Raw genomic sequence first — 12,313 nt, 5'->3', positions numbered from 1 at the left:
TGATATCTTCAGATCAGGAACCGTAAAAACTGTCTCCGGCTCTGGTGGAGCGGAGGGGACAGGGATTGCCCGGATCGTGATGAGGAGCGCGCTAACGTCCATAATGGATCAATTGGCAACAATGCCGAAAGCATTCAACACTTCCGGTGTGATGGTTCCCGTGACTTTCAAGTTGTAGTCAGTTTGCATTGCCGTCAACGCGGTCTTGCTGCCTGGCCCAACCTGTCCGTCGATAAGGCCGGAATAATAGCCGTAAGCCGTCAGTGCTGCCTGTACCTGCATCACAATTCGTTTGAACTTGTCGGTGTTGCCTGCAAGCGGTCGCAACGGGGCAGGAGAGGTCGTAGCAGGCGCACTATAAACCGGGGCAGGTGCGGAAGGCACAGCCGGCGCGACGGGCACGCTTGGTGCGGAAGGGTAGAGTGAGCGCGCGGGTGGCGTGTAACGCGGAGCCGGCGCAGAGTAGGTTGATGAACCGCCATAGCTATATCCACCACCACTGCTCGACCGGTGACTTGAATGCGAACGATGGCTCGAATGCGAACGATGCGAGCGGTGACCAGCCAGCGTGAAGATGTGGTTGAGCTTTAGCCGTTCAAGAACGGTTGGGACTGGACTTTTTTTGGCGACGAGCTCGCCAATCGGCATGGCTGTCGTTTTCGTAGGTAAAAACCCCGCCGCTAAGAACGACGGAATCAAGAATAACCGCGATTTCATAATGGCCCCAATGCAGTAAACCCCTCGGCATGATCATACCACTGAAAAAAACCACCACAAGTTTCGCGTGCACCACAACTATCGCAAAAATCGAGATACTTACGTTTCCAGTCAGAAATCGTTGAAGGGGCATGCGCACGATAGGGCGAAGGAACAGAGCAGGCCGGGAAATTGTAGAGCCATGCCTGAATGCCGCGCGCAGACACGATGTCGATTGCGCGGGCAAGAGGATCAAATTCTGTGGACGTGTCCTTGAATGACAAAGTCCAGTTCATGCGGCCATAGCCGATCCGCTCAAGCTGCATCACGGCCCAAAATGAAATGAACCCTAATCGTGTTGAGATGAACTCAGCCAATGCTGGCAGGTCATTGAAGTTCTGCCGAAGCACCACCGTGCGAAGCTCGACGGAAGCGCCAGCGCGGAGGAGTACTGATAGTCCTTGCTCCAGTGTTTTAAAGGCTCCGACCTTGCCAACAATCTCATCATGGACAGTAGGGGTCGCAGAGTAGAGTGGCACACCCCAGAGAACACGGTCCCGGCCGAAAGACGCCACACGTTCGATGTCACCAGGCTCAAGATGCTGGGCATTCGTCAGAATATGAAACCGAATGTCTGGCCGTGTTTCGATAACCACTGACAGCATCTCGAATAGGCGGTGCTTGTGTAGCAGCGGTTCGCCGCCCGATATTCCGATCGTTGCATTTGGCGGCGCGAGAAGTGCCGCCAACGCAAAATGCTCGAACATGTCGTTGTGATGCTTTTTGGGTGGTTGCGAACACATGACACAGAGCTGATCGCATTGTTCGGTGACCAGGAAGGTGTTGTGCTCGGAGTTTGCGCGGATCAGGCGATGGGCGCTTGGTTGACCAGGCAACAATAACAGCACGTCGCTATCCATGCTTTCGCCAGATCGCGTATAAACGCCGATGGAAAAACCGTTGTAGTCGTATTCGCGGCGATCTCCGTCCGCGTCCAAAAGGACAGCGTCATGCGGTCCGAGCTCAACGTCGGTTTGTTCGCGTAATCGTATAATCAGTGGAACGTCGAGCGGAAGGGAATCCACTTTCAGGCGCAGATCAATCATCGGTGAAACTTCGCGAGAGATTGATCGAAGCGGACGGAGCCCGACCAGATTGCTAATGATTTTTGTATCTTCGGATCGTCAGAGTAGATCATCGAAAAGATCTTATCGAAAATGTAGGTGTGCCGCTGACAAAAGTCGGTCAGATGTTTTGGAAGGTCTATCCGGCCATAGCGAGAGATGTCATCGACCAGATCGACGCCGCAGAACGCCTGATAGGGACAGTGCACACAGTCGGGATGAAAGTTATTGAGGGCCTCGCCGTTTAGCGAATCGATCGTATCAGGCTTCAATCCTTTAAAGACATCGCCCATCGACAGGTCGAACTGCCCAACGCGTGTCACCATGCGCGCTTCGTCAGTCGGATAAAGTTTGCCGTCAAAATCGACCACCAGATAGCTATGGCCAATAATGTTGGGATTACGCAGATCAGCATGGTGATTGTGTCCTGACCGCAGGACACGCCTGAGACAGTGCGTAAAATAATACTCCTCGACCGGCTCATCCGAATTCCAGTTGAACTCCACCATCTCATCGATGAAGGACGCGTGGTACTGGTTCCAGAGACTGGCATTGGCACAAGCATCAAATTTCTTGCGTGCAAAACCCTGATAGTTCACCGGTCGCAGATAGATCGACCTGAACCCGTAATTCGCAAAAGAGTCGATCAATCCCTTTGGTGTTGGTGGTTTGCGAGGATCAATGGTCGGTAAAGCTGATACCTTGTCAGGACCAAGCCATTCGATAGCCCGATCAAGATTGTTAAAGAATGCATCTGTCTTTTGCGGGGTGACGGTACGCTGCGCCTGATGGATCGACCGTGTCGCATCAAGCGATGTACTGGTGAAAACATCGTGTTCGCGCAAAACCTCCCATGCGTCATCACTGACGTCCTGAAGATTTGTGCAGATCACAAATTCACAGCGCTCAAACTTTTGCCGACAGAATGCGATGACCTGTCTGATGACATCCAGTCGCAGGAGGGGTTCACCTCCCTGAAACTCAACCTTGATGTTACGGGTTTCGAGACCGTCCAGAAATTTTATGACGGCCGATAGGGTTTCCGCGCTCCAGTCAAACCCGGGGGTGCCTTCATTGACACGAGAAACCTGACAGTATCCGCAAGCCAGATTGCATCTCAGTGTTGGGACCAGGATGACGTAGTCCAGATCCGCCTGCAGATAGAGGCGGCTCGCAAAGCGGTGCTCAAATCCGAGGTAAGATAGGTCGTTAGTATCGTCGAATGCGTGACCGTTGTTGCTCAGGAAGTCATAGTCGCTCTCGTTGAGTTCATCGCAGACATAGCGATGCAGGAAGTCTTCCTCGGCCTTGAAATAGCCGCCGGCGTCATCTGCGAAAAGTATGCCGTCATTTGCGGTGCGGAATTTAAGAGGTGCGACGAGCAACGCCGGTCACTCCTTCAATCAACATTGTTCGAAGTGGCAGGGTCTGCTCAAAGATTTTTTGCCGATAGAGACAAAACTGAAACTCCCGTTTGAGGCCCGGCTCGTCAGCTCCGATTCCTGTCAGACGGACGGCATTGCCTTCGGTCGAAATTTCAATGTGGGGGTGGAGGTATTGGAACCTTAGACACGCGTCCTGCAACCATTGCTGAAACTGTTCTTCTATTACAAACTCTGAACTAAGAGCGCTGTTTTCCATAGGGATACCGACTGACTGGACGATGTCGCGCCATTGACGTTCGCGTCATCATAATCCATCCAAAGCTGAGTTGAATTTAGCTAATACTATCTCAGGTTTTGCGATAGGGAAGTCAAGCATTGTTGCTTGTCACCAAGATCATGCCTGAGCAATTCAATCCATTCTCCGTCGTTGAAACTGAAAAACTGGATCACACAGGTTCCCGTGTCAGCGTGCGCCCACTGTGTCGTCATAAGCCGGCTGGAGAGATCGAATTTGAGGGCGAGGTTGGTGTTGCTTGCGCCACCAACCGGTAGTTTGAATACCTCACCTGTGCGAACGTTACCCACAAAGACGTTCGTACAATTTGTTCCGCAGTTGATTTCGACGACGGCAAATTCCCCAGCGAAGTTTGGGCCAGAAGCCATACCCTCCACAATCCTTGTCCGATAGTTGCGCGTTGTTGCACTCTGATCTGTGAAGTCCGGTGCGTTACTTGGACCAGAATACACCCGAGCAACAGGCAATTGTGATGGCTTGATCCGCGCCAATGAAATCTGGCGTTTTTGGTCTGCCGTTTGAATTGTCGCCGGCTGCCAGGCGATGGGCTGATATCCGATATCGAAAACTGACGGGGTGCCGCGCGTTTCCTGAAAATATGCCGCCTTTGAGAGTGCTACAGAATCCAGAAAGGCTACCTTTGCCATATGATCGTAGGCTGAGGCTCCATATCGCTTTTTGAGTTCCAAAAGCGCTTTCTGGCTGATTTTTGTCACAAACATCACGACGACATCGCTGTCAGCGACTTCGTAAAAGCTGGAGATTTCGAGGCCGCCATCGGATGTCGTCAGAACTGGCAAACCATTTCCAGGAAGTGAACCCGCGTTGCCAAAGCGTTGCCTGATCGTTGCAAGCGTCGTTTCGCCAAACTTGAAATCCGAGAAATAGGCTGGCTGTTTTGATGTTTGCTTGTCAGCCTTGGCCTCCAGGCGAACAACCTTGCCTGTCGATTTATCAGTCGTCCCAGTTAGCCTGACGCCGTTGCTCGTTTGAAACGACCCGTCTTGGTAATTTCCGTAAGTGTCTTTCCAAGAGCCTTTTACAAATTTCTCGAGTGAGGAACGCTGTTCGCCAATCGAATGGTCAGCAAGAGTTTGAGCGAAAGAATATCCAAAGCTGGCAGCCAACAAAAGAGCCGCGCACGTAGCGACGCGCCTTCTCCAAGGCCAGAGGTACCCAGATAACATTTCGCACAGCCCCCGCCGCATTATATTTGCGCGAGTACACTAGCAGGTTTAGTCCGGCACGACATAAGGAAAACATCTAGCATGTGAAAGGAGCATCCATTCTCATATCGCAATACTATCGCCACATAGCGTGGACCCGCATCCTTTTTCCGTTACCTCCGTGTCTGACTAGAAATGTTCGAGCAAAGATCAAAGGGCTAATGGAGTTTTTTGAGGTCCAGACGGCCGACATTAAACTTGAACTGCCTTGGCCCCTCACCAAAAAAGCTCACCTCCATTGTCATGATCTGCGAATATTTCAGGTCCATCCAGAAATCGGGTCTGAAATCCAGAAAGATCACGTTTCTAATACCGTCTGACGCTTCGGAACACCGGACAGTCTGTATCTGGCCAGCATCAAATTTTACATAAATGGTTGAATCGCGATCTTCGTCACACCGAAATTGCCCTTTATCGACCTTCACGAAAATTTCCAGACCGTCATTCCAGCGTACGAACAACGATGGCGTTGCTCCACCTTGATACGGAAACTGAAAATCGAGTCTGTCGCTGCTGTCGACGGAAGCATAATTCGTCACCTTTCCACGCATCTCGTCAATATGCGCGCCATAGACCCAAGGTCCAGCTGCAATGCCCTTGTACCAGTCTCGGCCAATGTTATCTCCACACCCACCTGCGAATGAATCGTCACCGATGACAACGGAATCTGAGTTTATAAAATAAAGTTTGCCGTTGAACTCCGCACTCGTCATGCCGGAGCCTATTGTCAGCTCGACAGGCTCTGCATCGCCAATTTGTAATGTGTTGTCATTCGCTCCTTGGCCACCACGAATACTCATGATCATTGGGGGATGGCCATCAAACTGGCAATTTATGATGGTAGGCTCACTGGCAAATCCGCTTCTACCAAGCGCGACAAGGAACAACATGCACAAAAAAGCACTCTTCATGGTAGGCGGTGTCCTGAAGCGAGTTGGAGTAATGGGAACGAAGTCGAGAGACCTGTGTTCAGTTATCGCTCTCCGCAAAGCAGTGCTTTATGACGCTACCAACCGCCGAAGTTGATCCTGTAACTGACAATTTGTCCTCATAGTAATTTCTACCCAAGATGGCCACGGCGACAGCAATGTTCTTCTTTGCTTGACGGAATTGCTCTACCTGTAAACGAGTGACATTGGAGGTAAGAACAAAGCTGCCACCGTCTCCAAGGCTACCGAGTGCATCCAGCGTAAGAATTTCGTCCTTATCAACACGCAGTTTCAGCTTCATCGCCTTCATGCGGTTGCTGCGCTCAATTGTGTCTCTGTCGAAGTTAGCGTCGGCGAGGATGTAAACAGCTTTCATTTCCTCATCCTGACAGCGGACGCCAAAACCTCCATACATTCCAACAGTCACAGCCATGTGAACGGTGTCAGATTCCTCGAAGGCACTTTCGTTGCTCTCATATAACCACGCCGCAGTCGAGGGCAGGCTCGATAATAGTAGAGAAGTCGCAGCCAAGCTGACGATAAATGCTCTATTCGAATTCATAGCTTCCTCCATTTAAAATACTGAAGGTTGTTTAGCTGATGGATGTTTTGTTTAGGTTGATTCAAACTTGAAAAAGCGATGCAGTAACTTATGCGTGTATTAACAAATTTACGCTCTTGTGACGAAAAGTGTGCTGCGCTTCGGGAAGGCGTGAAAACTGAAGATATAGCGCAACGCTAACCAGTCACTTGACCGGGTCTAAGAAGGCCTCTGAGAGAAAATCGAAGGCAGTGGAAATTACGCATGTTCGAAAATAGAGACCCAAAAATAGAACCTACTCCTCAGTCGGTTCTATTCGCTGTTCAAGAATATAAAAAAATAGGCGAGCGGGAGTTCCTAAAAAAATACACGAGAGGTCGCGCCCCAATAAATAGTTATCTTCGTTACAAAGGTAAACTTTATCCACTCAGCGCACTTTGGGCTGCATCTCATCTGCAGCCTGTCAAAGCCAATTCATTCAACTCAAATCAGGCTGCTTACCGATTTCGAGATATCGGTTTTGAGGGTGCTGTTAAAATCGATGAGGATGGCAATGAAGAAAGCTTTTTTGCCGACAACAATAAGCGCAATACAGCTAAAACCATCACTGACAGCATTATTGATGAATATGTTTTGGAGGGTGAAAGGCTCCTCAGAGAAATAAAAGCGATAAAACGTGACCCCAGAATTGTCGCAAAAGCAAAGGCGAAATTTGGCAGTGTATGTCAGGTCTGCAATTTTAATTTTGGAAAGGTATATGGGGAGATTGGCCGGGGCTTTATAGAGGCTCATCACATCGATCCACTGCATCTCAGGGCGGGTAAGAACCGTCCCACCGCTGTCGATGATTTCGCAATGCTATGCTCTAATTGCCATCGGATGATACATCGGACTGACAGCGCGCTTACGATTGAGCAACTTAAAGCCATCGTCGCCGGGAACAAAAGTCGGTCGACATGATCAACACTGCTCACAGCCGGGGATTAGGTCGGATTACCCCCGCACCTATCTTTTGCTTTTCTCTGCAAATTTCTTTTCTGTACTGTTTGTGAGACTTGGGCGTGCGCGCATTTCATGTCGGGTACATCGCCTGATATCGCAGATCGAAGTTGCATTTGGATTACGCCATAGACCATCGCATCTCCCAATTATTGACTACTCATCTAGAACGCTTCACCTCCAGATACGAAGCGAACACGGTGTCCATAGACCAGAAGTCCGTCGCGCTTTACGAATGGGGGGTTAGAATCAGCTCAAGGCGATCGCAGCTTCGCCGCTGCCGGTGTTGTGCCTGGGCGGCGCACTGTTTTTACAGCCTCTTCGGCCATTTCTGAGAGGCATGCATTACGGTAATGATCTCGATGTCCTGTCGAACCCGATAAGGGATGATGTAAGGAATGTCGGACAATACCACTTCGCGCGTGCTGGCGATGCGACCGATGCGTCCAGCGGCTGGCATCTCTGCCAGCATATCGACTGAAGCTACGATTCGGGCAACGACCCGTGCAGCGGCATCTGGGTCGTCTTGTTCTATGTACGAGCCGATTTCGTCAAGTCGCCGCAACGCCCGCACGGTCCAGCGGATGCGCCTCTGCTTCATGACTGAGAAGTCGCCTTGACGTATTTGCCGACGACCCGCGCCACGTCGTCGTCACTGGCGAATTCGCCGCGGTCAGCCTCGACAATTCCGGCTTCAATTTCCGCGAGCTGCCATTCTTCGCGCGACACAAAATCTTCAATGGCCTGAGCTGCCATGTAAGAGCGCGAACGGTCGAGCTTTTGAGCAATCTGGTTCAGGCGGTCGGCCACCTCGTCCGGGACGCGGATCGTGAATGCGGTCATGAAAAGGTCCTCTCCTGTTCACCTTGAATATCATTGAACCACTTTGGTTCGTCAAGGTTCAACTGCTTATTTTCTAAATCCCCCGTGCTGCCTTGTTTCAGGCTGGCCAATCGATGATCATCCCGCTGATGACTGCCACCCCACGCTCAACAGCGTTACCACTGGGCCGTCAGTTCGGCTCCCTTCAAGAGCACTACATCACAATTAAAGCTTGGGGCATTGTGATTGAGTAGGGCGTAAAGTTCGCGAACTGATGCAAAACGAGGAGATCGAATGCGAACCGGGCGTGCTATTTTGGGTATTGATGCTGCTGCCTAAGGTCTTTGGCGTCATCATAGGTGGCCTTGCGCACGTTCTTCGCGGACAAGGACAGTTTGTTGAGCGGCACAATGAAAAGATCAGAAGGCTTTTGACATATCTCGGAACTCCTATTTTCCCCGTTGGCGCTCCCTCTCAAATTTGATTGGGAATACGTATGTATTCCCGGGCAAAGGGGGAGGGCGGAGCCAGCCCACTGGCGGATTGGTCCGCCGCGTCGCAGGGGTCATGGAGGCAAGTCTGCATCGCCTATAGTGTACGAATGATCCCCTATAGCAGTTATATCACATCCCGTCACAATGACCGCTCGACGAATGTCGGGATATCGTCTTCCATCATTATTTTCATTGCTTATCTCCCCGGCAACCGCATGAAGTGGAACCTGTCCACAGCGCGGCCTTTGAACAGGTTCTTTTTTGCCCGCTTTCGCAAAGCAACGGTACAGTGCTCTTGCGTTAGCTTTTTTACAATGCCCACCCAGTGAGAGGCGTCCCACACGAAGCCGCCTGCTTTAATCAGTCGGGCTCATGTTACTTTAGACTGTGCGCATGTTGCGCGCCCGCAGCTCTGGCCATGGCTTTTAGTCGAAGAATTCAGCTGCTACCTTGCCGCCATTTTCAGACAGCTTTCTAAGAAGCGCTTTATGAAGCCAGGTATTCATTTCCGTAGAACCATTGAGCTCATCGGTGTAGCCTAACTCTTCGGCCAATTCCTTACGTTCGGACAAACTAGCGTCCATGCCGAGAGCTTTCATCAGATCGACAATCGAGTGTCTCCAGTCAAGGTTCTGACCACTGTTGACCACCGCTGCATCAAGTTGCGCAGCAACGTCTACAGTCTGCCATGAAGAGGGAGCCGATGCCGCAGGTGTCGACGCGCCCGATGTCGACGGGACCGCCTGACCGGTGCCTCCAACTGGGGATGCCGTCGTTGCGGCTGGCTCGGGAACAGGTGTTTGCTCCGCGCTTGACGACGCGGGTGCGCTCTCTGCATGTGCTGAGTGACCGAAAATAGCGTCCTTGATTTTGCCGAAGATGCTCATGTTTTTCTTCCTGTAATTTTTGGCCGTGATGCGCCGGTTGCTATTCAAAGAAAAAACCGCCGATCATCTTTGACCAGCGGTTTCGAATTATTAGCGTTTACTTACCAAGTCTGACGACCGTACCAGTCATCGACATCCTTTTTCGTCTGATCCTTTTCGTAACCATAACGCTCTTGAATTTTACCCTCGAGCTGATCACGCTTTCCATCGATGACGTCCAGATCGTCGTCTGTGAGCTCTCCCCACTGCTCTTTGATCTTGCCCTTCATCTGCTTCCAGTTGCCTTCGACGCGATTCCAGTCCATTTGTATGCCTCCTCCAGAATTGGGTTGTCACTTGCAACGTTGAAGGCTTTGGTTGGTTCCCCCTGTACGAGATCTAAGCAACAGACGGGTCTTGTGTCTCACCCCAGGACGACAAACTTTTCTCGCATCAGTTCCATCATTTCGAGCGGATTACAGGTCAACCTTGATCTGCTTGCTGTTGGTCCCTTGTGTTAAGAGGCCAGTGTTATTGAACGCGGTTGAATCCTTGTACTTGACGAGCACCAGAACCTTATTGAGTTATATCACTTTCAAATATTTAATAATTGCTAGGGAATGACATGCACGGATCGAGACTACGTTGGCTATTGCCACCCGAAACCGATCGCTGGATCGGCTACCACGATGGCTCAGAAGCCGCGGAAGTTTGGCCAGAAGGGCTGTGCGGCAATCAAATAGCCAAATGGAACTGGAGGCTGGTCGATGCTCCATCAGCTGGCGTTGTCCCGGGTAGCGGCGACGACGACCGTGACCGACGAGCTGCTCAGAATGAAGCCAATACTGCATTTTATCTGAGGCGATGACCGGCAGGTCAAAGTTTGGGGATCGCGCAGAACGCCTAAGCGTCCCCTTTGATCAATCGCCTTGGCGGCATCCAATAACAACAATGAAGAGTATCGGAGAAATCAGCATAGCGCCGCCTTCAGGCGGGATTTCGGGAGTCCTCGACACGCCAGGACCGGAAAAGCATCGCTGCAGGAGCCTCAATTAGTGGCCGCTCGGCGGGAGGCGGGCTCGACCCGGTAATGGCGTGCCGCGCCAAGAAGACGAGAGCCAAGCGATATCCTTCTGCCAAAGTGCAGGGCAATCGCCCATATTGCCATTGCAGTGTTTTCCCTTATCATTGACGAACTCTGGGGGGGAGAAAATGAGCAATTCTATCTCTGCCTTCATTTCTGAACTGATCAGAGACGCGAACCAGATTAATAGGCTTGGCGACTTTGAAAAACGCCGGATGCTTGAGCGCGCAGTGGCGACGATCAAGGATATGCGCGAAGAGATCGGCTTGCGATCGACTTCAAAACTACGGGATCCGCTCATAGACTTGCAGATAACTGCAGCGCTCATTCCGAGAGGCCACGCAGATGACAGCAAGGTAAAAGGGGCGATGTTGGAAGCAGCAGAGATGCTGCGTACGCTTAAGATAGTCCTAGAGGCAAAAGACGAGGTGACTGACCCCTAGGTTTTTTTTGGGGGAAGAACGGAACACTTGTCATGATTCGTCGTTCGTTTCTTTAACGCACTCCCACTGCGTTACTCTCCTCGATGCTAACAGTATCGAAAACTCACAGCCCTCCATAAGGAGGGTTTCTTTTTGATGCTCTCATATGGCATCGGGCGGGACCGAATACGCCCTGATCATGGCGTACCTTGCAGCTTTTTAGTGCTTTGTCGCAATGTCAGCTTGCGCCTGGGCGATCTCGAGATCCGCTTTCATATTTTCCTGTTCCATGGCCTGATGCGCAGCAATCAATGCTCGTAAAGCTTCAACGCTTTCCGTTTTTGACCAACCCGCTTCTTCAGCGAGAGACAACAGGGTTTGAAACGGATCTTCAAGTGCCTGCTGGCAATCCACATCTCGATCGGGGTACGGGGTACTATAGCGTGGCATGGTCAACCTCATTTCGGTCCTCCCGCCAACGCAGATAGGGCTTGGCTCATACGTTTATAACGTTGCGAGGACAACATAAGTTGCTTCGGAACAAGGAACGACTTTTGTCCTTTCTCCTCTGAGGGGTATGCAAAGGACATGTCTACGCAATCTCACGAAAATGCGGCACACGAACGCTTTCACACTCTGCGGTCTGGGGCGCCATTGACGCTCTCGCTGAACGCCATCAGTTGACCCCTTCCAAGCTCGGGTTGCGTGCAGGCCTTGATAAAACATCATTCAACAGATCCAAACGGTTCAAAGGCGGGCGAGAGCGTTGGCCTTAGACGGAATCCTTGGCGAAGCTGCTGGAATGCACAGGCGCCAGTGTCGATGATCTTCTGAGCGTTATTACTGGCGGTAATAACGACAATAATAAACGCGCGATGATGGCAGAGACATTCCGTTGCTCGGGTTCGCCCAAGCCGGATCTGGCGGCTACTTTGACGAAAGCGGCTTTCCTGCAGCACAGGGATGGGACGTTATCTCTTTTCGTGAATCGCCAGCAGACAAACCCGTTGTTTATGCACTTGATGTGCAGGGCGAAAGCATGATGCCGCTCTATCGAGAAGGTGAAAGACTGATTGTTGAGCCAGGCGCTCAAGTGAGGCGTGGCGGTAAGGTAGTCCTTAAAAGCCGCGATGGCGAAGTTATGGCCAAAGTTCTCGCTCGCCAAAGCCCACGGTCAATCGAATTGATGTCCTTGAACCCGGCGCACCCCACCCGAACATTCGATAGGAGCGACGTTGATTGGATGCCCGGATCATCTGGGTAAGTCAGTGAAGCGGCGATGCTGCGGAGCCAGTCGCAGCGTTCATTCATTCTGGCACTGGACTCTGGCCTATAATGCAGCTTTCTCCCCAGCCTACATGCGTGTGCCTTAGCACCGACTTATACCCTCCTTTTGGAGGGTTTCTTTTTCGATCATCCACAAGCACCTA

At 51.3% G+C, this 12,313-nt stretch carries 14 protein-coding genes and 1 pseudogene; 3 read left to right on the top strand and 12 right to left on the bottom strand.

Annotated features, from left to right (window positions below; genetic code table 11):
- Positions 1–108: 108 nt before the first annotated feature.
- The 7 genes from hxsA to PYL13_RS18210 all read right to left on the bottom strand — a co-directional run bounded on the left by hxsA (position 109) and on the right by PYL13_RS18210 (position 6,217).
- Positions 109–717, bottom strand: coding sequence for a His-Xaa-Ser repeat protein HxsA (hxsA, locus tag PYL13_RS18240; RefSeq protein WP_275643153.1), 609 nt, complete (start codon positions 715–717; stop codon positions 109–111).
- On the bottom strand, positions 714–1,802 hold the full coding sequence (gene hxsC / locus PYL13_RS18235) for a His-Xaa-Ser system radical SAM maturase HxsC (protein WP_275643152.1): 1,089 nt from the start codon (positions 1,800–1,802) through the stop codon (positions 714–716). Before hxsC ends, hxsA begins: the two co-directional genes overlap by 4 nt.
- On the bottom strand, positions 1,799–3,205 hold the full coding sequence (gene hxsB, locus PYL13_RS18230; RefSeq protein WP_275643151.1) for a His-Xaa-Ser system radical SAM maturase HxsB: 1,407 nt from the start codon (positions 3,203–3,205) through the stop codon (positions 1,799–1,801). Before hxsB ends, hxsC begins: the two co-directional genes overlap by 4 nt.
- Entirely contained in the window at positions 3,186–3,461 is a 276-nt protein-coding gene (locus PYL13_RS18225) for a hypothetical protein (protein WP_275643150.1), read from the bottom strand. The genes hxsB and PYL13_RS18225 overlap by 20 nt, the downstream gene beginning before the upstream one ends.
- 86 nt (positions 3,462–3,547) lie before the next feature.
- The gene (locus tag PYL13_RS18220; protein WP_275643149.1) at positions 3,548–4,627 is read right to left on the bottom strand and encodes a hypothetical protein; all 1,080 of its coding nucleotides are present in this window, start codon (positions 4,625–4,627) and stop codon (positions 3,548–3,550) included.
- A gap of 257 nt (positions 4,628–4,884) precedes the next feature.
- A complete protein-coding gene (locus PYL13_RS18215) occupies positions 4,885–5,637 on the bottom strand; it encodes a hypothetical protein (RefSeq protein WP_275643148.1) in 753 nt (250 codons plus the stop codon).
- A 58-nt stretch (positions 5,638–5,695) separates the two neighbouring features.
- A complete protein-coding gene (locus PYL13_RS18210; protein ID WP_275643147.1) occupies positions 5,696–6,217 on the bottom strand; it encodes a hypothetical protein in 522 nt (173 codons plus the stop codon).
- A 243-nt stretch (positions 6,218–6,460) separates the two neighbouring features.
- Between PYL13_RS18210 and PYL13_RS18205 the strand changes: the two genes are divergently transcribed.
- On the top strand, positions 6,461–7,156 hold the full coding sequence (locus PYL13_RS18205) for an HNH endonuclease (RefSeq protein WP_275643146.1): 696 nt from the start codon (positions 6,461–6,463) through the stop codon (positions 7,154–7,156).
- 349 nt (positions 7,157–7,505) lie between these two features.
- Here the strand turns inward: PYL13_RS18205 and PYL13_RS18200 are convergent, their stop codons facing one another.
- The 4 genes from PYL13_RS18200 to PYL13_RS18185 form a co-directional block, all read right to left on the bottom strand.
- Positions 7,506–7,796, bottom strand: a complete 291-nt coding sequence (locus tag PYL13_RS18200) for a type II toxin-antitoxin system RelE/ParE family toxin (protein ID WP_275643145.1) — start codon at positions 7,794–7,796, stop codon at positions 7,506–7,508.
- Positions 7,793–8,038: a CopG family ribbon-helix-helix protein gene (locus PYL13_RS18195; protein ID WP_250985643.1), complete on the bottom strand. Its 246-nt coding sequence runs from the start codon at positions 8,036–8,038 to the stop codon at positions 7,793–7,795. The genes PYL13_RS18200 and PYL13_RS18195 overlap by 4 nt, the downstream gene beginning before the upstream one ends.
- Positions 8,039–8,936: 898 nt before the next feature.
- Positions 8,937–9,398 carry a DUF3597 domain-containing protein gene (locus tag PYL13_RS18190; RefSeq protein ID WP_275643144.1) on the bottom strand — a complete coding sequence of 154 codons (462 nt, stop codon included), beginning with the start codon at positions 9,396–9,398 and terminating at the stop codon, positions 8,937–8,939.
- Between the two features lie 101 nt (positions 9,399–9,499).
- Positions 9,500–9,703 carry a CsbD family protein gene (locus PYL13_RS18185; protein ID WP_275643143.1) on the bottom strand — a complete coding sequence of 68 codons (204 nt, stop codon included), beginning with the start codon at positions 9,701–9,703 and terminating at the stop codon, positions 9,500–9,502.
- An 886-nt stretch (positions 9,704–10,589) separates the two neighbouring features.
- Between PYL13_RS18185 and PYL13_RS18180 the strand changes: the two genes are divergently transcribed.
- Positions 10,590–10,904 carry a hypothetical protein gene (locus tag PYL13_RS18180; RefSeq protein WP_275643142.1) on the top strand — a complete coding sequence of 105 codons (315 nt, stop codon included), beginning with the start codon at positions 10,590–10,592 and terminating at the stop codon, positions 10,902–10,904.
- Positions 10,905–11,102: 198 nt separating this feature from the next.
- Here PYL13_RS18180 and PYL13_RS18175 read toward each other — a convergent pair whose 3' ends face one another.
- Positions 11,103–11,345, bottom strand: coding sequence for a hypothetical protein (locus PYL13_RS18175; protein ID WP_275643141.1), 243 nt, complete (start codon positions 11,343–11,345; stop codon positions 11,103–11,105).
- 137 nt (positions 11,346–11,482) lie between these two features.
- Here PYL13_RS18175 and PYL13_RS18170 point away from each other — a divergent pair.
- A pseudogene (locus PYL13_RS18170) lies at positions 11,483–12,155 on the top strand (S24 family peptidase).
- Positions 12,156–12,313: the final 158 nt, after the last annotated feature.

It is taken from the genome of Agrobacterium sp. Azo12 (assembly GCF_029193765.2).
GTDB lineage: Bacteria > Pseudomonadota > Alphaproteobacteria > Rhizobiales > Rhizobiaceae > Agrobacterium.
Note: the sequence above shows the minus strand (reverse complement) of the source record. Positions and strands in the feature narration are given on the sequence as shown.

What these genes read in the sequence shown, in the direction of transcription:
- PYL13_RS18205 (WP_275643146.1), top strand. Translation starts at nt 6,461, where the DNA reads ATGTTCGAAAATAGAGACCCAAAAATAGAACCTACTCCTCAGTCGGTT.
- PYL13_RS18200 (WP_275643145.1), bottom strand. Translation starts at nt 7,796, where the DNA reads ATGAAGCAGAGGCGCATCCGCTGGACCGTGCGGGCGTTGCGGCGACTT.
- hxsC (WP_275643152.1), bottom strand. Translation starts at nt 1,802, where the DNA reads ATGATTGATCTGCGCCTGAAAGTGGATTCCCTTCCGCTCGACGTTCCA.
- PYL13_RS18225 (WP_275643150.1), bottom strand. Translation starts at nt 3,461, where the DNA reads ATGGAAAACAGCGCTCTTAGTTCAGAGTTTGTAATAGAAGAACAGTTT.
- PYL13_RS18180 (WP_275643142.1), top strand. Translation starts at nt 10,590, where the DNA reads ATGAGCAATTCTATCTCTGCCTTCATTTCTGAACTGATCAGAGACGCG.
- PYL13_RS18210 (WP_275643147.1), bottom strand. Translation starts at nt 6,217, where the DNA reads ATGAATTCGAATAGAGCATTTATCGTCAGCTTGGCTGCGACTTCTCTA.
- PYL13_RS18175 (WP_275643141.1), bottom strand. Translation starts at nt 11,345, where the DNA reads ATGAGGTTGACCATGCCACGCTATAGTACCCCGTACCCCGATCGAGAT.
- PYL13_RS18190 (WP_275643144.1), bottom strand. Translation starts at nt 9,398, where the DNA reads ATGAGCATCTTCGGCAAAATCAAGGACGCTATTTTCGGTCACTCAGCA.
- hxsA (WP_275643153.1), bottom strand. Translation starts at nt 717, where the DNA reads ATGAAATCGCGGTTATTCTTGATTCCGTCGTTCTTAGCGGCGGGGTTT.
- PYL13_RS18185 (WP_275643143.1), bottom strand. Translation starts at nt 9,703, where the DNA reads ATGGACTGGAATCGCGTCGAAGGCAACTGGAAGCAGATGAAGGGCAAG.
- PYL13_RS18195 (WP_250985643.1), bottom strand. Translation starts at nt 8,038, where the DNA reads ATGACCGCATTCACGATCCGCGTCCCGGACGAGGTGGCCGACCGCCTG.
- PYL13_RS18215 (WP_275643148.1), bottom strand. Translation starts at nt 5,637, where the DNA reads ATGAAGAGTGCTTTTTTGTGCATGTTGTTCCTTGTCGCGCTTGGTAGA.